Source organism: Pseudomonas morbosilactucae (assembly GCF_023241715.1).
In the GTDB taxonomy this organism is placed as follows: domain Bacteria; phylum Pseudomonadota; class Gammaproteobacteria; order Pseudomonadales; family Pseudomonadaceae; genus Aquipseudomonas; species Aquipseudomonas morbosilactucae.
In genome coordinates this window covers 41,943-61,944 of the sequence record NZ_JALQCW010000048.1, presented here as the reverse complement: position 1 = coordinate 61,944, position 20,002 = coordinate 41,943, and the positions used below count along the sequence as shown (strand labels likewise).

The window sequence follows — 20,002 nt, the reverse complement described above, 5'->3', positions numbered from 1 at the left end:
AGCAGCGCCGCAAGCCTCAAGGCTCTGTCGCCGGCGAGGGGGTTACCATTCGGCGAAACTGCCGTCGGCATGGCGCCAGATCGGGTTGCGCCAGCGATGACCGATGGCGGCGCGTTCGATGACGTATTCCTCGTTGATCTCGATCCCCAGGCCCGGGCCATTGGGGATCTTCACGTAGCCTTTGTCGTAATCAAACACCCGCGGATCCTTGACGTAATCCAGCAGGTCGTTGCTCTCGTTGTAGTGGATGCCCAGGCTCTGCTCCTGGATAAAGGCGTTGTAGCACACCGCATCCAGTTGCAGGCAGGCCGCCAGAGCGATAGGCCCCAGGGGGCAATGCAGGGCCAGAGCCACGTCATAGGCTTCGGCCATATTGGCGATCTTGCGGGTTTCGGTGATGCCACCCGCGTGGGACGCATCCGGCTGGATGATGTCCACGTACCCCTCACTGAGCACCCGTTTGAAATCCCAGCGCGAGAACAGCCGCTCCCCCAAGGCAATCGGCGTGCTGGTCAACGGCGCCAGCTCTTTGAGCGCTTCGTAGTTTTCACTGAGCACCGGCTCCTCGATAAACATCAGTTTGTAGGGGTCGAGCTCCTTCATCAGCACCTTGGCCATGGGCTTGTGCACCCGGCCATGGAAGTCCACGCCAATCCCCACGTTCGGCCCCACCGCATCGCGTACTGCCGCGACGTTGGCCAGGGCCAGGTCGACCTTGTCGAAGGTGTCGAGAAATTGCAGCTCTTCGGTGCCATTCATTTTCACCGCGGTAAACCCACGCGCCACCGCCTCTTTGGCGGCCCGCGCAGTATCCGCCGGGCGATCACCGCCGATCCACGAATACACGCGGATCTTGTCCCGCACCTGCCCCCCCAACAGATCACTGACCGACACGCCCAAGGCCTTGCCCTTGATGTCCCACAGCGCCTGGTCGATGCCGGCCAGGGCACTCATGTGCACCGCGCCGCCCCGGTAGAAGCCGCCGCGATAGAGCACGGTCCAGATGTCTTCGATGTTGCGCGGGTCCTTGCCGATCAGGTAGTCGCTCAGTTCCTCGACCGCCGCCGCCACGGTGTGCGCCCGCCCTTCCACCACCGGTTCGCCCCAACCGGTCACGCCCTGGTCGGTTTCGACTTTGAGGAAACACCAGCGCGGCGGCACGATAAAGGTGGTCAGTTTGGTGATTTTCATCGTTGGTCTCTCTTATTGGATGCAGCGCCCGCAAGCGCCAGGACGTCTCAGGCCAATGTTTTCCAGGCCGCAACATAGGCCTCGGCGCGCAGCGCCACTTGTTCCACACTCAGCCCCGGCTTGAACAGCCCCGAGCCCAAGCCAAAGCCTTTGACCCCGGCTTCGACGAACACTGCCATGTTGTCCGGGGTAATGCCGCCCACCGGCAGCAACACCGTGCCCGCCGGCAACACCGCAAGCCAGGCCTTGACCACCGCCGGGCCCATTTGCTCGGCGGGGAACATCTTCAACACATCGGCGCCTTCGGCCAGCGCGGCGAAAGCCTCGGTGGGGGTGGCCACGCCGGGGGACAAAAACAGCCCCGCCGCCTTGGCTGCCCGCAGCACCAAGGGGTCGCTGTGGGGCATCACGATCACCTGCCCACCCGCGGCCTTGACCTGATGCACCTGCTCCGGGGTCAGCACTGTACCGGCCCCGATCAGGCAATCGGCAGGCAGGCTACTGCGCAGGATGCGGATGCTGTCATAGGGTTCCGGGGAATTGAGCGGCACCTCGATGACCCGAAAGCCCGCGCGGTACAACACCGCGCCGATGGCCTCGGCCTGTGACGGATGCAGCCCCCGAAGAATCGCCACCAGGCCGTTGTGTGCCAGTGCTTGCTTGAGCATGTCGAACCTCGTTCAGGAATGGGCGCGCACCGGGTCGAGCAGCCCGGCCGCTTCGGCCAGTTGCCACAACCCGCGCTCGGTGGCCTGCTCGGCCAGGGTCACCTGGGCAAAACCGCAGGCTGGAAGGGCCCGGCTGTAGCGGGCACAAAGTTGAGAGTTGCCGATCAGCAGGATGGACGGCAGGTGCACGCTGTTGCGCCGGCGGCGCTGCACGGCGGCCAGGGCCGAGAGCTCGTGGCCGATCAACAGCCCGGACAGGTAATCACCCTGCGCGCCCGCACTGAGCTGGCCGGTGAGGCCGAGGCTGCGGGCGCTGAACATGGTCGACAGCGGGCCGATTTCACCCTCGGCCGACAGCGCCACCTGCACCCCGCGATCAAAGGCATCACCGTCGAACAGGCCGCCGACGTGCTGGGTACGCCCGAGGATGCTGTGTTCACTGAGCACGGCAAACAACTCGCCGGTCATGAAGGTATCGAAATGCACGATGCAGCCTTCGTCCACTTCCACCCATTTCGAGTGGCTGCCGGGCAGGCCGATCAACAGGTTGTCCAGCGCGGCGGCGGGCAGGCTCTGCAGGGCGCCGAGCACTTGGGTTTCTTCACCGCGCATCACATTAGGCAAGCGCGAACGCTGGATCACCCCCGGCACGATGTGCAGGTCGACGCCGCACAGGCTGCGGACCGTGACCAGGGCCTGGCCCAGCTCGGCCACATCCGCCGGCGTCGCGCAGTAACTCGCCTCGCGCCAGCCCTGGGCGCTGCCCACCATGCCGCAGGCAATCACCGGCAAGTCGGGCTGGGCATCCAGCCAATCGCCACAGGCCTCATCGAAGGCCAGCTCGAAACCGTCAGCGCATTCCTGGCCGAGAAGCATCCGCGAAGCCTTGGGCAGTTGCATGATGCCGAAGGTCAGCGTGCGCTGTTCCAGCACCGCGCCTGCGGCCCCGAGTTTGTATGCACGAAGGGAGGTCGTCCCCCAATCGAGGGCAATCAGTTGCGCCTGCATCGCTTCACCTGTGAGTTGTTTTTAGCAGTGAGTGCGTAAGAGCTGATGGCGGCGACTATAAACCTGACGCAATAAAAATCTCAATATATAAATTTACATCCCACATATAGGGAATAAATAGAACAACACATCACCCGTGCCAGCCGATTAAAATGCCGGCCTAATCTATCTGCCCTTCAAGGAAGAACCATGAAATCACTGATCAAGCGCCTGCTGGGTTCCGGCGTGCTGCTCACCACCTGCGCCGCCCAAGGCGGCCAACCCCTGAAGGTGGGCGACATCTGGGCCTATGAAAACCGCCCCGGGGAAAACGCCTCGACCCTGACCATTCTGAAAGTCGAGCAGTACCCGGACCTGGGCGAAGTGGTGCACATCCGGGTCGATGGCATCCGGATGCTCAACCCGGTCGATGGTCAGCCGTTCACCGACCTGCCACACCTGCCCTTTCGCGCCAGTGCCGTAGAACACAGCGTCACCCGGCAAGTGGGCACGGCCAAGGAAATTCCCGACTTCAACGAGGGTTACCAGGTGTGGAAAACCGCCTACGACGCCGGCCAGGCTGGCGCCTTTAAAACCTCGGTGGCGCAAACCCTGGAAGACTTGATCGGCGGCGACTGGGAGCGCACCGAATGACGCACCCGCGAGGCGGCTGATCGACCCAGCCGCCACCCCGCCCCATGCTATATTCCGCCGCCCAAAGCCCCCTCCGTAAGGATCCAGACCGTTGAGCAACTCGCCTGGTATCGCCGCCCTGCACGCCGACCCGACCCAGGCGCTCTATCGCAAGATCACCTGGCGGCTGATTCCGTTTCTGTGCCTGTGCTACCTGGCGGCCTACCTCGACCGGATCAACATCGGCTTCGCCAAGTTGCAGATGACCGACCAGCTGCACTTCAGCGAGACGGCTTTCGGCCTGGGCGCGGGGTTGTTTTTTGTGGGCTACATCCTCTTTGAAGTGCCGAGCAACCTGATCCTGCAGCGCGTCGGGGCGAGGGTCTGGATCGCCCGCATCATGATCACCTGGGGCCTGATCTCGGCCTGCACCCTGCTGGTGACATCCACCACCCAGTTCTACCTGCTGCGGTTTCTCCTCGGGGTGGCGGAAGCCGGCTTTTTGCCGGGGGTGCTGTATTACCTGACCACTTGGTTCCCCACCTACCGCCGGGGCCGCGTCATCGCCCTGTTCATGATCGGCCTGCCGCTCTCCAGCGTGATCGGCGGCCCACTGTCGGGCTGGATCATGGGCCACTTCGATAACGCCGCTGGCCTGCGCGGCTGGCAATGGCTGTTCCTGATCGAAGCGGTGCCCAGCGTGCTGTTGGGGCTACTGACGTTCTGGGCGCTGCCCAACCGTTTCCAGGACGCCCAGTGGCTCGACGCCGACGAAAAAGCCCTGCTGGACCAGCAGTTGCGCGCCGACGATGCCGACACTGGCGAGCGCCAGCAACGCTTGCGGGACGGCCTGCTCAACATCAAGGTGTGGATGCTTGGCGGCATCGACTTTTCGATTCTGCTCAGCGCCTACGCCATGGGCTTCTGGATGCCGACCTTTATCCGCAACGCCGGGGTCGTCGACACCTTGCACATCGGCCTGCTGACCGCGCTGCCGAGTGTCGCCGCGTTGCTGGGTATGCTGCTGATTGGCGCCAGCTCGGACAAACACCGCGAGCGCCGCTGGCACATCATCGTGCCGTTTCTAGTGGGGGCGGCGGCCATGGCTAGTGCGCCGTTCTACAGCCACAACCTGGTGGCCACCGTGCTGCTGTTCGCCATTGCCTCCGCGGCCATCATCGGCGCGGTGCCGGTGTTCTTCAGCCTGCCGGCGACCTTTCTCAAGGGCACCGCTGCGGCCGCCGGGTTTGCCCTGGCCTGCTCGCTGGCGAACATCGCCGGGTTGGTGAGCAACTCGCTGATGGGCGTGGCCATTGACGTCACCGGCAGCAGCGCCGGGGCCCTGTGGTTCTTTGCCGGCTGCCTGATCCTCAGCAGTTTGCTGGTGATCGCCTTGCCGGCTAGGCTGGTCAACCGCTAGCGGGTTGCCCCGCCAACGGCCAGGGTGGGCCAGAAATCAACCCTGGGCGAAGGCCCGCAGCACTTCGCCGTCCATGCGGTACTTCACCCATTCTTCCTGGGGCTGGGCACCCAGGGATTTGTAGAACTGGATCGCCGGCTCGTTCCACTCCAGCACGCTCCATTCGAAGCGCCCGCAACCGTTGTCGCAGGCGATCTTCGCCAGGTGCCGCAACAGTTGCTTGCCTGCCCCGCCACCGCGCTGCTCGGGGGTGATGTAGAGGTCTTCCAGGTACAGGCAGTTGCTGCCCAGCCAGGTCGAGTAGCTGAAGAAAAACACGGCAAAACCGATCGGTACGCCTTCACGCAGGCACATCAGCCCGTGGGCCGTGGCGCCTTCGCTGAACAGACTGCGCTCGATATCGGCAACCCCGGCGATCACCTCGTGACGGGCGCGCTCGTAATCGGCAAGTTCGGTGATGAACGCAAGAATCTGCGGCGCATCACTGGGCACGGCGGGACGGATCTGGACAGACATCGGTGCATCTCGTGGCGGAATCAGGCGGCCATATTAGATCGACAGGGCGAACACATGCACGGGCATTTACCGGCCTTTTGCAACTTGCGCAAAACCCCGGTGCAGCGGCTAAAGTGTCCGCCCCGTTCGGATTGCCCAGGCCCCCAGATGACCGCCCACGCCTTTGCCCCGCTGCCAGACCTCGCCCGTGTGCTGCTGCCCCACGCCCTGGAACCGGGTTCGGACGGCGCCCATGACCTGTCGCACCTGCAGCGGGTGTGGAACAACGTCCGGCGCATCGCCCACCAGGAAGGCGGCGACCTTGAGGTATTGCTGGCCGCCACCCTGTTGCATGACTGCGTGGCCGTGGAAAAGAACTCGCCGCTGCGCTCACAGGCGTCACGTTTGGCGGCGAACAGGGCCAGCGAGATCCTCGCCGAACGGGCCTGGCCGGCGGAGAAGATCGACGCCGCCGCCCATGCCATCGAAGCCCACAGTTTCTCCGCCGGGATCACGCCGCGCACCCTGGAAGCCAGGATCCTCCAGGACGCCGACCGCCTCGACGCACTCGGCGCCCTGGGTGTGGCCCGCACCTTCTACCTCTCTGGGCGCATGGGCAACGCCCTGTATGACCCTGGCGACCCACGCGCCCAGGCCCGGGATTACGACGACAGCCGCTTCACCCTGGACCACTTCAGCACCAAGCTGCTGCACCTGGCCCAGGGTTTCCAGACCCTCGCCGGCAGCCAGTTGGCGGAGGTGCGTCATCAGCGCCTGCAACGTTTCATGGACGAACTCCTGGAAGAGATCGGCGCCTGAGGCGGCCTTCCACTTACTCCGCCAGCGACTAATCCTGAGACCAGCAGGAACACAACAAACCGCCCGCGTGCCCATGGTAGAAATCCGCCCCTAACTCCATCAGGACAAGGCGGACTCATGCCCATGCAAGGCACTGCACAACCCAAGGTTTCAGGAACGCTGTTCGGGCTGTTCTGTCTGGCCAGCTTCCTGCTCTCACTGTCTTACGGCTCGACCTTTCTGCTGTCGTTGCTGATTGGCTCCCGTGGCGGCAATGAGCACGACGCCGGCAGCGTGATTTCCGCCGCCATGCTCAGCACCTTTGTCGCGGTGCTGTGCTCGGGCCACCTGTGTGACCGGCTGGGCGCGGCACGGGCCATTGCCTTGTTCGGCGGGCTGCTGGTGGTGGCCAGCCTGGGCTTTGCCCTGACCCCGGGATTCGGCCACAGCCTGCTGTTCTTCGGTCTGACCCTGGGGCTGGGCTGGGGCCTGTTCTACACCCTGGGGCCGATCCTGGTGGCGATGATGGTGAAGCCGGCCCAGCGCGCCCGGCACTTCGCCCTGCTGTCCGGCAGCATGATGACCGGCATTGGTTGCGGCCCGCTGCTGGGGCGCCTGGCCAATGCCCTGGGCTATCCACTGACTGCCGCGTTTTTCATTGCTGCGGCGGCCAGCCTGCTGGGCATGGTGATCTTCTGGTTCCTCGGCGAGCGCCTGCGCACCACCACCAATCACCTGGGTACGTCGGCAGCGAAAATCAGCTGGGCCAGCAGCACCCAAGTGCTGTCCTCCAAAGCACTGTTTCCCATCCTGATGGTGGGCCTGGGCGGCTGCGTGTTCGGTGGGCTGTCGAGTTTCCAGACCAGCTACGCAGCCTCTCGCGGCCTGGACTACTCGCTGTTCTTTCTCGGCTTTATCAGTGCGGCGATCACCAGCCGCCTGCTGATTGCCGGGATGGTGGTCAAGCGCGACCCCTACCGCGCCGCGTGCCTGTTGTCCGGTTTGATGGTGGTGTCGATCCTGCTGTTCCAGTTCGCCGTGGACAGCCGCTTCAGCTACCTGCTGGCCGCCATGGTGCTGGGCGTCGGCTACGGCCTGACCTACTCGGTGATCAACGGCCAGGCGGCCAATGAAGCCCCGACCGGCAGCACGCCCCAGGCCCTGCTGTTGTTCAGCCTGGCCTACTTTATCGGGGTGTTCGGCTTTCCCCTGCTGGCCGGCCAGATCATTGTGCAATACGGCATGCAGGCCCTGATGCTGACCGTTCTGGTCATCGCCCTGCTGAACTGGGCGATCAGCCTCGGGCGCTTGTTCTGGCGCGGTTGGCAACAGGCAAAAATCCCCCAGCGCGCTTGAGACCGTTCGTCGATCCTGGGGCACCAACCTCCCTTCAGGGCTGACCAATATCAGGTAGCGACCCTGCAACGAAAGGAGGCGATACCATGATCAAGGTTCAACTGACTGCCCTGGCCCTGGCCGGGCTGCTGTCCTCGGGGGCCTTCGCCGGCGCCACCGGGCCCACCGACCCGGTGGAAGGCCCCACCTCCCCCGCCCCCCAGGGCATGCCGAAGATCAACATCAACCCGCCGCCCATGGAAGAAGGCTCCCTGCCACCCGCCACCGGCACCGACCCGCGGGTGCAGGGCAATGACAGCGGGCGCCAGGGCGGGGTCGGCACCCTGGATTCCAGCGAGCCGGACAAGACGCCATCCGGTAGCGGATCGAAAACCACCACCGGCGGTTCCGGCTCCGAAGGCCGCAGCCAGTAGCCGCAGCCGGCACCGTCGAACAACCGAGGAGTGATCCCATGACTCGAGGCAGCAAACGCAAATACACCGCCGCGCAACGGCGCCGCGCCGCACAAATCGAAGCCAGCTACGAAGAGCGCGGCCTGCCTGAAGCGCAAGCCCAGGCCCGCGCCTGGGCCACGGTGAACAAACAGTCGGGCGGCGGCGAGCGCGCCGGCGGCTCGGGCCAACACAAAGCTGAAAGCGCCAAGGCCAGTGATCGTCGGGAATCGGCGCGTCGGGCTGTGGCCACACGCCAGGGGCATGCCCGCAATAGCGTGGCCTCGCTGGCCAGCATGAAAAAAAGCAGCCTGCTGAAAGAGGCCCGGGACAAGGACATCCCGGGCGCTCGACCATGCGTAAAGAGGAACTGATCGAAGCGCTGCGCAAGGCCGGTTGATTCAGCCGTGGCGCCTGCTTGAGGGCTGGCTCTTCAATCAGGCGTCCAGTCAGGCACCCACGCCAGCCAGCAACTCATCCACCTGTGCCGTGCCCGGCGCGGTGGCTGGACCGCGTCGGGTCACCGCCAGCGCCGCCGCCGCGTTGGCCCGACGCGCCGCCAGCAACGGCTCCAGGCCCTGGGCCAGCCCGGCAATCAACACCCCGGCATGGGCATCGCCTGCGCCATTGCTGTCCAGCGCCTCGACCTTGAACCCCGGCACATGCTCGGTCCGGCCCTGGCGAGAGATCCAGCACCCCTGAGGACCATCACGCACCACCAGCAGCGCCCCGGCCGGCAGCAGGTCCTGCAGCCGCAGCAAGGCGCCGGCGATGTCCTGGGCGCCGGTAAATTGCTGGGCTTCGATAGCGTTGCTGGTCCAGAGGTCGACCCTCGGCAACAACGCCGCCATCAACGAACCATCCGCCGAATCCACCAGCGGTCCGGGATCGAAAACCACATACACCTCCCGGGGCAAGGCGGCCAGCCAGTCGAGCAAAGCCTGGGCCTTGTCCGCCAGCAGCAGGCTGTAGCCACTGACGTAGACATAGTCGTCAGCCGCCACCTGCACACCCGCCAAGTCCTCGGCGCTCAGCTCGCCCTCGACGCCAATGTGGGAAATAAAGCTGCGCTCGGTCGAGGCTTCGGTCAGGGCCACGCACAAACCGGTATCCCGGTGCACGCTGGGGCCGAGGCTGGCCTGGATGCCTTCGGCGTGCATCGCCGCCCGAGCCAGGTCGCCGAAACGGCCCTGACCGTGGCGCCCCAGGTACAGCACCGGCAAGCCATTGCGCGCCGCCGCGGCCATCACGTTAAAGCCGCCACCGGTTTCAAAACGGGCGGATTGCGCCAGCACGTCCCCCCCGGAACAGGGCAAATGGTCCACGGCCATGACCAGGTCGACGATCACCTGGCCGCTGTGCAGCAATCTAGGCATGGGCATTCTCGATCAACCCGGCACGGCGATCCCGGGCCCCGCCCAGCAGGCCGTAAACCCCACCGGCGACCAGGAAGGTGACGATCCAGCCGAGGCCGTTATGGCCCAGCCAGGAGTCGGCCAAGGGGCCGGCGAACCAGGTGTTTTCGGCCGTGGTGCCGATGGTGGTGAAACTGAAACCCAGGACAATGGCCAGGGCCCAGGCACCGAAGGCGCGCCACTCCACGCCGCCGCGATACCAGTAGGCGCTGCTCGGGCTGACATCCAGCAGGTCCTTGGGGCTGTAGTAATGGCGATGAATCAGGTCGACCACGAAAATCCCCACCCACGCGGTGATCGGCACCGCCAGCAAGGAGATGAAGGTAATGAAGGGCCCGTAGAAGCTCTCGGCAATCAGCATGAAGTAAATCGAGCCGGCAAAGATCGCCACGATGTCCACCACGACTGCGTGCAAGCGCTTGACCTTGAGCCCCAGGGTCAAGGTGGTGAGGCCGGCGGAATACACCGAGAGGTTGTTCGACAGCAGCAGGCCACCGAATGCGGTGATCAGGTACGGCACGGCCATCCAGGTCGGCAGCATGTCGCGAATGGCGATGATCGGGTCCGTGGCCGAGGCCAGGTCGTTATTGCCCACCGACAGCAAGCCACCCAGGGTGATCAACAGCACCAAGGGAATACCGGCGCCGAATGCGGCCGAAGCCACCAGGCGCGCCGCCTTGACGCTGCGGTGCTGGTAGCGGGACATGTCTGCGCCGGCATTGGCCCAACCGATGCCGGTGCCCGCGGCCATGGTGCCGACGCCAATGATCATGGCGCTGAGGGGCGCCGGGGTGGCGTTGAACACTGCGGTCCAATCGATGGTGGCGCAAAGGAAGCCGCCCACCAGCAGGTTCAGGGCCCCGAAGACGTAGGTGGCCCACTTCTGGATCACCAGCAGCGTGGCGTGGCCCAGCCCGGAAACCGCCAGGGTCAGCAGCACGAAAATGCCGATGAACAGCAAGGTCAGCAGCGGTGCGCTTTTGGCTTGCACAGGCGAGTTGAACAGGATGGAACACAAGGACAGCAGCACGAAGGCCGCGGTGGTGGTGTTGACGGTTTCCCAGCCCAGGCGCGACATCAGCGACACCAGGGTCGGGCCGATATTGCCCCGCACGCCGAAGATCGCCCGTGACAGGGTCAGGCTGGGCGCGCGACCGCGGCGCCCGGCAATTGAGATGATCCCCACCACGGCAAAGGAGCCCGCCGCGCCGAGGATCGCCACGATGACCGCCTGCCAGATCGCCATCCCGCGAAAGGCCACCAGGGTCGCCCCCAGCGGTAGGCCGAGGATGCTGATGTTGGCGGCGAACCAGACCCAGAACAGTTGCAGCGGATGGCCGTTGCATTCGCCTTCCGGTACCGGTTCGATCCCCCGGGTCTCCAATTGCCCGGCGCTTTGTCCGATGCTCTGTGAACTCATGAAACCTGCTCCTGTTGCCGTTGTTATGGTTGTAGGCAATTACGGAAGTTGATCAGCATCCTGGCAGTCCTCGCCATTGCAGTGCATTCCATTGCCAATTGTTTGCCGCCCGCCGGGCCCGCGCGGGGCCGGCCGGTCGGCGCTTGCCTCAGCGCAGGGCCAGTAGCCCCTGCACCAGCGGCTGAAGGTCCAGGTCGTTGACCTGCTTGACCTGCTCGACCAGGTCGGTGGGCCAGCACTCCAACCCCAGGCACGCGCCGAGCATCGCCCCGAGTATCGCGGCAATGGTGTCGGTGTCGCCACCCAGGCTGGCGGCCATGCACAGGGCCTCGAAGGCCTGGAGTTCACCCATGGCCACCTGCTGCGCCAAGGCAAAGGACACCACCACCGACTCCTGGGAGGCCACGGAGGTACCGATCACGTCATACAGCAGGTCGGCGAGCAACGCCTTGTCGCTCTCCACACTCAGGGTCCGCGCCCAACTGATGCGCGTGGCGATGCGTCCACCGGCGACCCAATGCCCATGGGCCTCGGCTTGCTGGGCCACTTGCACGCCCACTTGCAGGGCGTCGAGCAGCGGCACGCCGTTGATGCCGGCCGAGACCACCGCCGCCACTGCCGCCGCGCTGGAAATGCCCAAGGTCGTGTTGTGCGTCACCTGGCAGGCCTGAACCACGGCCTGGATAAAGGCAGGCCCTTGGTCCACATCGGCGGCGATGCCCACCGGCGTGATGCGCATCGCGGCGCCGTTGGTGGTGCCATAGCGCCCCGATTCTTCAGGAGAATGGCCGGCGAGAATCATCTCGATGGCGCGTTTGGTCGAAGGGCCCAGCAGGTCTTGCGAGCCTTTGGCCTGCATCACCGCCTCCCATTCGATCAGGCGCTGGGCCAGCAATGCCGGTTCAATCCGGCCCTGGCCGTCGATCAGCAACTGGCCCACCAGGATCGCTTGCTCGGTGTCATCGGTGATCGAGCCCTTGGGCATGTTGGCGGCAATCGGCTGGTCGGGGCCGGCGTCTTCCAGGCCGCTGATGGCGCCAAAGCGCTGCTGGATCTGTGCGCGGCTCAAGGACTGGGTCGGCATGCCCAAGGCATCTCCCAAGGCCAGGCCGTAGAACGCGCCGAGGGCGCGATTGAGCGGGGTCATTTCTGCGCCCCGAATTGCAGGTGCAGACGAAAATGCACGGGGTCGAGAAAACTCTCCACCTGCTCCATGAACCGGTCCTGGCGGTCGTAGGTGGTGCGCAAGGCCTTGAGGAACACCGTGCCCACTGGTCGACCGAGCAGTGCGGCCTGTTCGGCGTTCAACGGCTCGGCACCGATCCACTGGTCGCCACGCTCGCCGATATAGCCATAGGCGGCCAGGGTGATGGTCAGGGAGTTATCGATCAGGCCGACGCGGGGCAGGCTTTCCAGGCCGCCCGTGGCAGGCATCAACGAACGTTCGAGGGACACCACAGAACCGTCGGTGGAGCGTCGACGGCGATCCAGGGCGATGAACTGGTCAGTGCCGAAGCGGCTGAGCAGGTCCGGCCGTTGCACCGCTTCCAGGCGCAGCACTTCAGTGTTGATCAGGGCACCGGTGTCAGCCAGGGCCTGGGCCCAACCGTTGCCTTGGTCGAGGATCACACCGTCGAAGGTGACGATGGAGCCCACACCGCTTTGCGTGGCGATGTACTTGCGGCGCTTGAGCTCGGCCAGGGCCTCACGCAAGGTGCCGCGGCTGACACCGAATTCTTCAGCCAACTGGTGCTCACCCGGTAGCAGGAAACCGTCCTCCATGAGGCCGCTCTCGATGCGTCGAATCAGTTCGTCGACCACCCGTGTTTTTTTTATCGAATCGGACATGTTTAATCATGTACAAATTGAAGCTGAAAAGTATCGGCTTCAGCAACAAATTTATTCAGTCATCCAAGAAAAATAACCGGCAGGACGCCGGAAAACACTGAGCGGTATCAACCCAGCCCTGCTTGGCAGGACCGAGCGATATACTGGAGAAGGCCGGACTAGCGCTGTTTCAGACGGTCGATCACCACCGCCAGAAGGAGGATCGAACCGCGAATCACGTACTGATAGAAGGTATCGATATTCTTCAGGTTCATGGCGTTCTCGATGATCGCCAGAATCAGCACCCCGGCGATCACGTGACGAATCATGCCAATCCCGCCACTCAGGGACACACCGCCCAGTACACAGGCAGAAATCACCGTCAGCTCGAAGCCCTGGCCGATCATCGGCTGGCCCGAGGTCATGCGCGAGGCGAGAATCACCCCGGCCAAGGCGCCAATCAGCCCGTGGACGGCGAAAATGATGATCTTCGTGCGGTCCACGTTGACCCCAGCCAGCAACGCCGCTTCCTGATTGCCGCCGATGGCCATGGTGTTGCGCCCGTAGGTGGTGTAGTTGAGCAGCCAGCCGAAGAACACGAAACACACCAGGGTGATCAGGATCGGTACCGGCACACCGAACAGTTGGCCGTTGCCGAAGACGAAGAAGCTTTCCTGGGACACGCCCACAGCCTTGCCGTCGGCAAAGATGTAGGCCAGGCCGCGGACGATCTGCATAGTCGCCAACGTCGTAATCAATGCGTTGACCCGCAGCTTGGCGATGACGATACCGTTGATCAGGCCCACGATCAGCCCCATCAGCAGCGCCGCGCTGACCCCGAGGAACACGCTGTTGGTGGCCCGCATCACCACCGCCGCGACGACCCCGGCGCAAGCGATGACCGAGCCGACGGAAAGGTCGAAGTGCCCGGACGCCAGGCAATAGAGCATGGTGCAGGCGGCGATCCCGGTGGTGGAAATCGCCAGCCCCAGGCCACGCATGTTCAGGGGCGAGAGGAAGTTGTCGATCAACAGGGTGCAGAGGACAAAAATCCCCAGGGCCGCCAGCAGCATCACCCAGTCATCGAAAAAGCGTCGCAGGTTGAGGCTTTTGCGCGGCGCATCCAGGGTTGTGTTTTGCGTATTCATAGACACCTCTTGGTTCACCAGGGCCTTAGCCGCGCTGGCGGGGCAAAGCCATGTGCAGCAGGTTGGATTCATTGGCTTCGGCACGGGGCAACTCGCCGCGTACCGCGCCCTCACAGAGCACCAGGATGCGGTCGGCAATGCCCATGACTTCCATCAGGTCGCTGGACACCACAATCACCGCAATGCCGCTGGCGGCCAGGTTATGGATGATCTGGTAGATCTCGGCCTTGGCGCCGATGTCGATGCCCCGGGTCGGCTCGTCCAGCAACAGGACCTTCATCGGCATCGACAGCCAGCGACCCAAAATGGCCTTTTGCTGATTGCCGCCGGACAGGTACATGATTTTCTGCCCGGGCGACGGGGTCTTCACTTTCAGGGCCTTGATCTGTTTGTCGGCGTTGCCCCGTTCCCAGTCGCCACGCAGCAGGCAGCCCAGGGCGGAGTGAGCACCGCGGGCGCTGATGTTGATGTTCTCGGCGACGCTGGCCAGCGGCAGGATGCCTTCCTTCTTGCGGTCCTCGGGGCACAGCAGGATGCCGGCACCGATGGCGTCACGGGGAGAGCGCAAGGTCAGCGGCTGCCCCGACAACTCCAGGCGGCCGGCGCTCTGGCGCGACAGGCCACTGAGTAACCGCAGCAACTCGGTACGCCCGGCACCCACCAGGCCGAACAGGCCGAGAATCTCGCCCTGGTGCACGGCAAAACTCACCGGCTCGCGCAGCCCCGGGCCCAACAGGCCGTCGACCTTAAGGCTGACCGGGCCCTGTTCGCGGGGACGATAATCGTAGATGTCCTGGATATCCCGACCGACCATGCAGGTCACCAACTGGTCGTGGCTCAGCTCGCTCATCTGCTCGAAGGTGCGCACGTAGCGGCCGTCCTTGAACACCGTCACCGCGTCGCAGATGCGGAACACCTCCTCCATGCGGTGAGAGACGTACAGCACCACTTTGCCCTCTTCACGCAGGCGCCCGATGATCCCCATCAAGCGCTCAATCTCCCGCGCCGAGAGGCTGCTGGTAGGCTCGTCGAAGGCAATCACATGGGCGCCACGGGACAGCGCCTTGGCGATTTCCACCAGTTGCCGCTGCCCCAGGGACAGGCGACCAACCTTGTCCTGGGGGTCGATTTCATCGGCCAGGCCTTTGAGCAATGCCAGGGCCTTGCGCCGCAGCTCACCGCCCTTGACCAGGCCGAAGCGCGACGGCAGGTGACCAAGAAACAGGTTCTCGGCCACGGTCATTTCCGGCACCAGGTGCAGTTCCTGGTGAATCACCGCCACACCGCTGGCGATGCTCTGTGCGGTGGATTTGAAACTCAGCGTCTGTTCGCCGATCTGCAAATGGCCGCTACTGGGTGCATAGGCCCCGCCGAGAATCTTCAACAGCGTGGACTTGCCCGCGCCGTTCTCCCCCATCAGCGCATGCACCGTGCCCGGATGGGCCACAAAACTGATGTCGGCCAGGGCCTGAACCCCGGGAAAACGCTTGCCGATACCTTTGAAACTCAGGCTGCCGCCCGGCCCAGCCGCAGCCGGGCTGCTTGTTTGCGCGTGCATAATGCCTCCTCGCCCTGTCGCCTCTTCACCCGTTGATCGGGCCCGTTGCCGGGCCCCTGTCGAAGCCCTCGGCGGTCAATTCCACAAGCCGATCTTTTCCAGCTCCTGCTTGAAGTTCTCCCGGGTGATCAGGGTGACGTCATCCATGGCGGTGTACTTGGGCGGTTCTTTGCCGGTGGTGACCCACTCGAACATCATGCTCGCGGTGTTGTAGCCCTCGATGTGCGGGCTGGGCAGCATGGAACCGAAGAAACCGCTGTTGGGTTTTTTCAGCTCGCCGATGGCATCGGTGCCGTTGATGCCAATGCCGATCACATTGGCCGCAGCAAAGCCGGCGCTTTCCGTGGCGCGCACGCCGCCGAGCACGGTGTTGTCGTTCATCCCGCCGATGATCAAGTTCTTCGCCGCGCCGGGGAGTTTCACCAGCGCCGAGTTGGTGGCGTCCATGCTGCCCGGCACGTCCAGGGTCTTGAGCGCCGCGTAGATGATATGGGCCTCGGGCAAACCGGCATCCTTGAGGGATTTGACTGAACCGTCGGTACGTTTCTTACCGGTGTCCAGCTCGTTGAAGGTATTGATCACCGCGTAGGTGTCCTTCCAGTCCCAACCACGTTTCTTGGCTTCGGTGGCCATGGCGTTGCCTTGCTTCTGGCCCACCTCAAAGGCCGCCATGCCCAAGTACGGCACCTCTTCCATGAACTTGCCGTTGGCGTCGACGAAGCGGTCGTCCACCGCCATTACCTTGAGGTCATTGAGCTTGGCCTTGGCCATGATTGCCGGACCCAGGGACACGTCCGGCGGGCAGATGACAAACCCCTTGGCGCCGTTGGCCGCCAGGCTATCGATGGCAGAAAGAGTCTTCTCACCGTCAGGCACGGCGATCTTGATCAGGGTAAAGCCCTTGTCCTTGGCGGCTTTTTCCGCAAAGGCCCACTCGGTCTGGAACCAGGGCTCTTCCGCCTGCTTGACCAGAAAACCGATTTTCACTGCTTCGGCCGCCAGCAGGCTGCTGCTCAGGCTGAACGCGGTGACCGCCAGGGCGGCGTGACACAGGGAACGGATCCCACGACGACGATTCATAGCTCACTCCTTATTTTTATTGAAAGCCAACAACGTCCAGCTGGGTCACCTGACCCGTACGCCCCCGGTGGGAGCCGTCACTGCAGCAAAGCAATAGTCATATCATATGATCATTAAATTTCAGGCAGACCCATGCCCTGAAATCGGCACCGACTCAATCGTGGTACAGCACCGAGCGACCACCATCGATGGTGATGCACGAGGCGTTGATAAACGGTGCTTCATCGCTGGCCAGGAACACCGCCGTCATCGCCACTTCAATGGGCTGGCCGATACGCCGCGGCGGGTGCAGGTCCAGGGCACGCTGACGCTCGGCATGGGGATCGGCAAAACCGTTCCAGTAATCGACGTTCAACTGGGTTTCGATGTAACCCGGGGCAATGGCATTGACGCGCACGCCCTTGGGCGCGTACTCGATGCCCAGGGCCCGCGTCAGGCCGAGCAGGCCGTGCTTGGCCACCGGGTAGGGGAAGCAGCCGGGAATGATGTTCGTCGAATGGGTGGAAGCGATGTTGATGATGCTGCCCACGCCCTGCTCGATCATCTGCGGCAGGACCGCCTTGCAGCCATACCAGGCGCCGTCCAGGTCAATGGCAAAGCAGCGACGCCAGTCTTCCTCGGTCATCTGCAGGGGATCGCGGAACACATTGACCCCGGCGCAGTTGACCAGCACATCGATCCGTCCGTGCAGTTCCATGGCCATGGCGGCCAGAGCATTGAGGTCCTGCTGGGAGGAAACATCGGCCCGCAGCGCCTGGACATCGGCGCCCTGTTCCCGCCAATGGGCGGCCACGGCTTCGACCTTCTCCGCCTGGATGTCACTGATCACCAGTTTGGCCTGCTGCGCGGCGAAGCAGGCGACGATCGCCTCGCCAATGCCTTGGGCGCCACCGGTGAGCAACACCACCTTGTTTTTCAAGCGCTCGCCCCGGGGCGGTTCAGGCACCGGCGGCAAGGAAAGGGCTTCAGCCATGAATCGGGACTCCTGTGGCAAGGCAGACAAGCGCCGAACGTGCTGGGACGGTCGGGCGAGAACAGACGAAAGGGTCAAGGATGAGCAAGCGTGCGCGTGAGGGCCTGGACGGCCATCGGCACAAACTCCACGAGGGAGTGGATGGGAAAATCTCTGCATCGCGTCACCGGTATTATTTTTTTGTGTGAGTGCGTGGAGCTGGGGCCGACTATAAACCCGACCGTGGAAATATCTCAATATATAATTTTACATCCCATATATTGGGAATTAACCCGCAAAGCGCGTGCACGGTAAACCCGGGGTTTCAACCCGGATCGACAGCACCGCGCCGTCCAATGGATGCCGGTTCGGGCTGGCGGCGCTGGTGACGTAGAGGGTGCGCAGGTCAGGGCCGCCGAACACGCAACTGGTGGGCCGGCTAACCGGCAGCTCTATGACCTGGCGCACCGTGCCTTCAGGACTCAGGCGCAACAGGCAACTGCCGTCCCAGCGCGCATTCCAGATATCGCCGTCGGCATCCATCGCCGAACCGTCGGGCACGCCCCGGGCATGGGGCGCCAAATGCACCTGGGCCGGGCCAAGACTGCCGTCTGCCCGAACCTCATGCCGGTACAGGGTGGCGTCCAGGCTGTCGGCGAAGTACAGGACGCTGCCGTCGTCGTTCCACAGCAAGGTATTGGCGATGCCCAGGCCTTCCAGCAGCGGCGTGACCCGGGCATCGGCATCCACCCGAAACAAGCCGCCGGAACGCCGCAACACCGGCAGATCCTCACCGTTGGGGCCAATATTGTTCTGCATGCTGCCAAGCCAGAGCCGGCCCTGGGCATCACAACGGGCCTCATTGGCCCGGTTGCCGGCCTGCCGGTCGGCGACGCAAAACAGTTGCAATCGAGGGGCGTGCTCCGGCGAGTCGAGGTCCAGCCGATACACCCCACTGCCCAGGGTCACCAGGGCATCGCCGCGTTCTGTAGGAATAAACGCCGACCCGGGTTCGGGCAGGTGCCAACTGCGCAACTGGCCGCCCTGCAGGCGCAAGGCCCGCTGGCCGACAATATCGACCCAATACAACGCCTGCTCCCGAGCCACCCAGAAAGGCCCCTCCCCCAGTTGCGCCCGATGGGCGCTCACCGCTGTCCAGTCCATGCAACCTCCCGCTCTTATTGTTATGGGTCAGGTGATATCAGTGCCCGGAACCACTCGCCGCCTTGCCGGCCATCAGGTCCGGGTAGTAGCGCTTGATCGCCAGGGCCGCGTTGTCGATCAGGGTCATGCAGGCCCAGACGCTGCGTCCGGGGTCCCGGGCGGCAATGGCGTCGGCCATGTCTTTGTGGATCGGCAAGGTGCGTCGCAGCTCATCCGGGTCGGCTGCCGAGACCTCGAAACACACCGCCAGCAAGGCGCCGAGGGCCGGCACCATCTGCTCGATGAATTGGTTGTGGCTGGCAGCCAGGATGCATTCGTGGAAGTACTGGTCGGCTAGGTTGTAGTCGATGCCACTGTCCACGCCCGCGCTAGGGCGTTGTAGGCCAGCAGAATGGCCTCGACCTGTTCACTGGTGGCACGCTCACAGGCCCAGCGCACCGCCATCGGTTCGATGGTACGGCGCAGGTCCAGCAGGTCGTCGACAAAATGTTCCGGCAAGCCGTTGCGCGACAGCCAGCCCACCACTTGCGGGTCGAACAGGTTCCAGCGGCGCACCGGCAGGATCCGAGTGCCGACCTTGGGCCCCACCTCCAGCATGCCTTTGGCCACCAGGGTCTTGATGGCCTCGCGAATCACGGTGCGGCTGACCCCGAGCTGGGCCCCCAAATCGGCTTCGACCTTGATGGCCTGCCCGGCCTTGACCTGCCCGGCAGCGATCCAGGAGCCGAGCCAGTCAACCGTGGATGCGTGGAAACTGCTGGACATGGAGCCCCTCGACATGACGACAAGACGTGAGCGAACAGAATCAGCTCACGCTATTCATCATACGATTGGCTGTCAACGGGTTTTGTGCGGGCACTGACCAGGGGAACTCAAGCGCGCCCGGGTGGGATCAGGGTTCAAGACCGATAGGGAAAAACTCGCCGCCGCTCCAGACGCCGAGCCAGCGCTGACCGTCGATCTCCCGACTGACCGCCAGCTCCACCAGTTGGTAGAACACGTTGCGGTGGATCAGGGCTTCGAGGTTGCTGCGGATATGCACATAAGGCGCGGGTTCCTGACTGTGCTCGTCGATCACCACCCGCAGCGGGTGCTCGGCACCGGCCTCGGCCTGCTCATCGACATTGGTGGTAAAGCGCAGCACCTGCGCCTCGCCCTCCCCTTGCACATCCAGAGTCACGGCCACGAACGGCGCGTCATCGACTTTGATGCCGACCTTTTCAACCGGGGTAATCAGGAAATAATCATCGCCGTCGCGGCGGATGATGGTGGAGAACAGCTTGACCATCGGCTTACGGCCGATGGGCGTGCCCAGGTAGTACCAGGTACCGTCCCGGGCAATGCGCATGTCGATGTCACCACAGAACGTAGGGTTCCACAGGTGGACCGGCGGCAGGCCCTTTTCGGCCTTGGGAATCTGCGCCAACAGGTCGTTGACTGTGGCCGGACCACTCATGCT

The 20,002-nt window shown here is 63.9% G+C and carries 18 protein-coding genes and 3 pseudogenes; 6 read left to right on the top strand and 15 right to left on the bottom strand.

The features are described 5' to 3' along the window. Positions 1–42 precede the first annotated feature (42 nt). Genes dgoD through M1B34_RS18780 form a run of 3 tightly spaced genes read right to left on the bottom strand, consistent with a single transcriptional unit; the run spans position 43 to position 2,867 of the window. A complete protein-coding gene (gene dgoD / locus M1B34_RS18790) occupies positions 43–1,191 on the bottom strand; it encodes a galactonate dehydratase (RefSeq protein WP_268263757.1) in 1,149 nt (382 codons plus the stop codon). A gap of 47 nt (positions 1,192–1,238) precedes the next feature. After that, complete coding sequence (locus M1B34_RS18785) at positions 1,239–1,859, bottom strand: 2-dehydro-3-deoxy-6-phosphogalactonate aldolase (protein WP_123330415.1); 621 nt, start codon at positions 1,857–1,859, stop codon at positions 1,239–1,241. Positions 1,860–1,871: 12 nt separating this feature from the next. After that, positions 1,872–2,867 (bottom strand): 2-dehydro-3-deoxygalactonokinase, encoded by a 996-nt coding sequence (locus M1B34_RS18780; RefSeq protein WP_268265926.1) that lies wholly within the window; start codon positions 2,865–2,867, stop codon positions 1,872–1,874. Positions 2,868–3,056: 189 nt separating this feature from the next. Between M1B34_RS18780 and M1B34_RS18775 the strand changes: the two genes are divergently transcribed. Next, positions 3,057–3,500, top strand: coding sequence for a hypothetical protein (locus M1B34_RS18775; protein WP_268265925.1), 444 nt, complete (start codon positions 3,057–3,059; stop codon positions 3,498–3,500). Positions 3,501–3,591: 91 nt separating this feature from the next. Next, the gene (locus tag M1B34_RS18770) at positions 3,592–4,899 is read left to right on the top strand and encodes an MFS transporter (RefSeq protein WP_268265924.1); all 1,308 of its coding nucleotides are present in this window, start codon (positions 3,592–3,594) and stop codon (positions 4,897–4,899) included. A 36-nt stretch (positions 4,900–4,935) separates the two neighbouring features. Here M1B34_RS18770 and M1B34_RS18765 read toward each other — a convergent pair whose 3' ends face one another. Beyond that, a complete protein-coding gene (locus tag M1B34_RS18765) occupies positions 4,936–5,415 on the bottom strand; it encodes a GNAT family N-acetyltransferase (protein WP_123330407.1) in 480 nt (159 codons plus the stop codon). A gap of 147 nt (positions 5,416–5,562) precedes the next feature. On the opposite strand from M1B34_RS18765, the gene M1B34_RS18760 reads away from it, so the two are divergent. The 4 genes and pseudogenes from M1B34_RS18760 (at position 5,563) to M1B34_RS18745 (ending at position 8,379) form a co-directional block, all read left to right on the top strand. Then, a complete protein-coding gene (locus M1B34_RS18760) occupies positions 5,563–6,213 on the top strand; it encodes an HD domain-containing protein (RefSeq protein WP_268265923.1) in 651 nt (216 codons plus the stop codon). Positions 6,214–6,330: 117 nt separating this feature from the next. Further along, positions 6,331–7,548 (top strand): MFS transporter, encoded by a 1,218-nt coding sequence (locus M1B34_RS18755; RefSeq protein ID WP_425273524.1) that lies wholly within the window; start codon positions 6,331–6,333, stop codon positions 7,546–7,548. 86 nt (positions 7,549–7,634) lie between these two features. Beyond that, positions 7,635–7,961, top strand: a complete 327-nt coding sequence (locus tag M1B34_RS18750; protein ID WP_123330403.1) for a hypothetical protein — start codon at positions 7,635–7,637, stop codon at positions 7,959–7,961. 38 nt (positions 7,962–7,999) lie between these two features. After that, a pseudogene (locus M1B34_RS18745) lies at positions 8,000–8,379 on the top strand (Rho termination factor N-terminal domain-containing protein). A 49-nt stretch (positions 8,380–8,428) separates the two neighbouring features. Here the strand turns inward: M1B34_RS18745 and M1B34_RS18740 are convergent. The 11 genes and pseudogenes from M1B34_RS18740 to M1B34_RS18690 all read right to left on the bottom strand — a co-directional run bounded on the left by M1B34_RS18740 (position 8,429) and on the right by M1B34_RS18690 (position 19,999). After that, positions 8,429–9,355 carry a PfkB family carbohydrate kinase gene (locus M1B34_RS18740; protein WP_268265922.1) on the bottom strand — a complete coding sequence of 309 codons (927 nt, stop codon included), beginning with the start codon at positions 9,353–9,355 and terminating at the stop codon, positions 8,429–8,431. After that, positions 9,348–10,814 (bottom strand): purine-cytosine permease family protein, encoded by a 1,467-nt coding sequence (locus M1B34_RS18735; RefSeq protein WP_123330397.1) that lies wholly within the window; start codon positions 10,812–10,814, stop codon positions 9,348–9,350. The genes M1B34_RS18740 and M1B34_RS18735 overlap by 8 nt, the downstream gene beginning before the upstream one ends. A gap of 148 nt (positions 10,815–10,962) precedes the next feature. Continuing rightward, positions 10,963–11,961 (bottom strand): ADP-ribosylglycohydrolase family protein, encoded by a 999-nt coding sequence (locus M1B34_RS18730; RefSeq protein ID WP_268265921.1) that lies wholly within the window; start codon positions 11,959–11,961, stop codon positions 10,963–10,965. Then, positions 11,958–12,672 (bottom strand): annotated as a pseudogene (locus tag M1B34_RS18725) (GntR family transcriptional regulator). The gene M1B34_RS18730 and the pseudogene M1B34_RS18725 overlap by 4 nt, the downstream one beginning before the upstream one ends. Before the next feature lie 148 nt (positions 12,673–12,820). Continuing rightward, a complete protein-coding gene (gene araH / locus M1B34_RS18720; protein ID WP_123330393.1) occupies positions 12,821–13,789 on the bottom strand; it encodes an L-arabinose ABC transporter permease AraH in 969 nt (322 codons plus the stop codon). 25 nt (positions 13,790–13,814) lie between these two features. Beyond that, positions 13,815–15,347 (bottom strand): L-arabinose ABC transporter ATP-binding protein AraG, encoded by a 1,533-nt coding sequence (araG, locus tag M1B34_RS18715; protein ID WP_268265920.1) that lies wholly within the window; start codon positions 15,345–15,347, stop codon positions 13,815–13,817. Between the two features lie 75 nt (positions 15,348–15,422). Further along, on the bottom strand, positions 15,423–16,427 hold the full coding sequence (locus M1B34_RS18710; RefSeq protein WP_123330388.1) for a substrate-binding domain-containing protein: 1,005 nt from the start codon (positions 16,425–16,427) through the stop codon (positions 15,423–15,425). A 154-nt stretch (positions 16,428–16,581) separates the two neighbouring features. Beyond that, positions 16,582–17,400 carry an SDR family oxidoreductase gene (locus M1B34_RS18705; protein WP_123330386.1) on the bottom strand — a complete coding sequence of 273 codons (819 nt, stop codon included), beginning with the start codon at positions 17,398–17,400 and terminating at the stop codon, positions 16,582–16,584. 267 nt (positions 17,401–17,667) lie between these two features. Then, complete coding sequence (locus M1B34_RS18700; protein WP_268265919.1) at positions 17,668–18,543, bottom strand: SMP-30/gluconolactonase/LRE family protein; 876 nt, start codon at positions 18,541–18,543, stop codon at positions 17,668–17,670. Positions 18,544–18,580: 37 nt separating this feature from the next. Next, a pseudogene (locus M1B34_RS18695) lies at positions 18,581–19,308 on the bottom strand (FadR/GntR family transcriptional regulator). A 127-nt stretch (positions 19,309–19,435) separates the two neighbouring features. Then, entirely contained in the window at positions 19,436–19,999 is a 564-nt protein-coding gene (locus M1B34_RS18690) for a DUF1285 domain-containing protein (protein ID WP_268263749.1), read from the bottom strand. Positions 20,000–20,002 lie beyond the last annotated feature (3 nt).

Bases quoted from the DNA above. Each gene is read 5' to 3' on its own strand.
- M1B34_RS18740 (WP_268265922.1), bottom strand. From the start codon at position 9,355: ATGCCTAGATTGCTGCACAGCGGCCAGGTGATCGTCGACCTGGTCATG.
- M1B34_RS18765 (WP_123330407.1), bottom strand. From the start codon at position 5,415: ATGTCTGTCCAGATCCGTCCCGCCGTGCCCAGTGATGCGCCGCAGATT.
- M1B34_RS18780 (WP_268265926.1), bottom strand. From the start codon at position 2,867: ATGCAGGCGCAACTGATTGCCCTCGATTGGGGGACGACCTCCCTTCGT.
- M1B34_RS18700 (WP_268265919.1), bottom strand. From the start codon at position 18,543: ATGGACTGGACAGCGGTGAGCGCCCATCGGGCGCAACTGGGGGAGGGG.
- M1B34_RS18705 (WP_123330386.1), bottom strand. From the start codon at position 17,400: ATGGCTGAAGCCCTTTCCTTGCCGCCGGTGCCTGAACCGCCCCGGGGC.
- M1B34_RS18735 (WP_123330397.1), bottom strand. From the start codon at position 10,814: ATGAGTTCACAGAGCATCGGACAAAGCGCCGGGCAATTGGAGACCCGG.
- M1B34_RS18750 (WP_123330403.1), top strand. From the start codon at position 7,635: ATGATCAAGGTTCAACTGACTGCCCTGGCCCTGGCCGGGCTGCTGTCC.
- M1B34_RS18710 (WP_123330388.1), bottom strand. From the start codon at position 16,427: ATGAATCGTCGTCGTGGGATCCGTTCCCTGTGTCACGCCGCCCTGGCG.
- M1B34_RS18730 (WP_268265921.1), bottom strand. From the start codon at position 11,961: ATGACCCCGCTCAATCGCGCCCTCGGCGCGTTCTACGGCCTGGCCTTG.
- araH (WP_123330393.1), bottom strand. From the start codon at position 13,789: ATGAATACGCAAAACACAACCCTGGATGCGCCGCGCAAAAGCCTCAAC.
- M1B34_RS18785 (WP_123330415.1), bottom strand. From the start codon at position 1,859: ATGCTCAAGCAAGCACTGGCACACAACGGCCTGGTGGCGATTCTTCGG.
- dgoD (WP_268263757.1), bottom strand. From the start codon at position 1,191: ATGAAAATCACCAAACTGACCACCTTTATCGTGCCGCCGCGCTGGTGT.
- M1B34_RS18755 (WP_425273524.1), top strand. From the start codon at position 6,331: ATGCCCATGCAAGGCACTGCACAACCCAAGGTTTCAGGAACGCTGTTC.
- M1B34_RS18690 (WP_268263749.1), bottom strand. From the start codon at position 19,999: ATGAGTGGTCCGGCCACAGTCAACGACCTGTTGGCGCAGATTCCCAAG.
- araG (WP_268265920.1), bottom strand. From the start codon at position 15,347: ATGCACGCGCAAACAAGCAGCCCGGCTGCGGCTGGGCCGGGCGGCAGC.
- M1B34_RS18760 (WP_268265923.1), top strand. From the start codon at position 5,563: ATGACCGCCCACGCCTTTGCCCCGCTGCCAGACCTCGCCCGTGTGCTG.
- M1B34_RS18775 (WP_268265925.1), top strand. From the start codon at position 3,057: ATGAAATCACTGATCAAGCGCCTGCTGGGTTCCGGCGTGCTGCTCACC.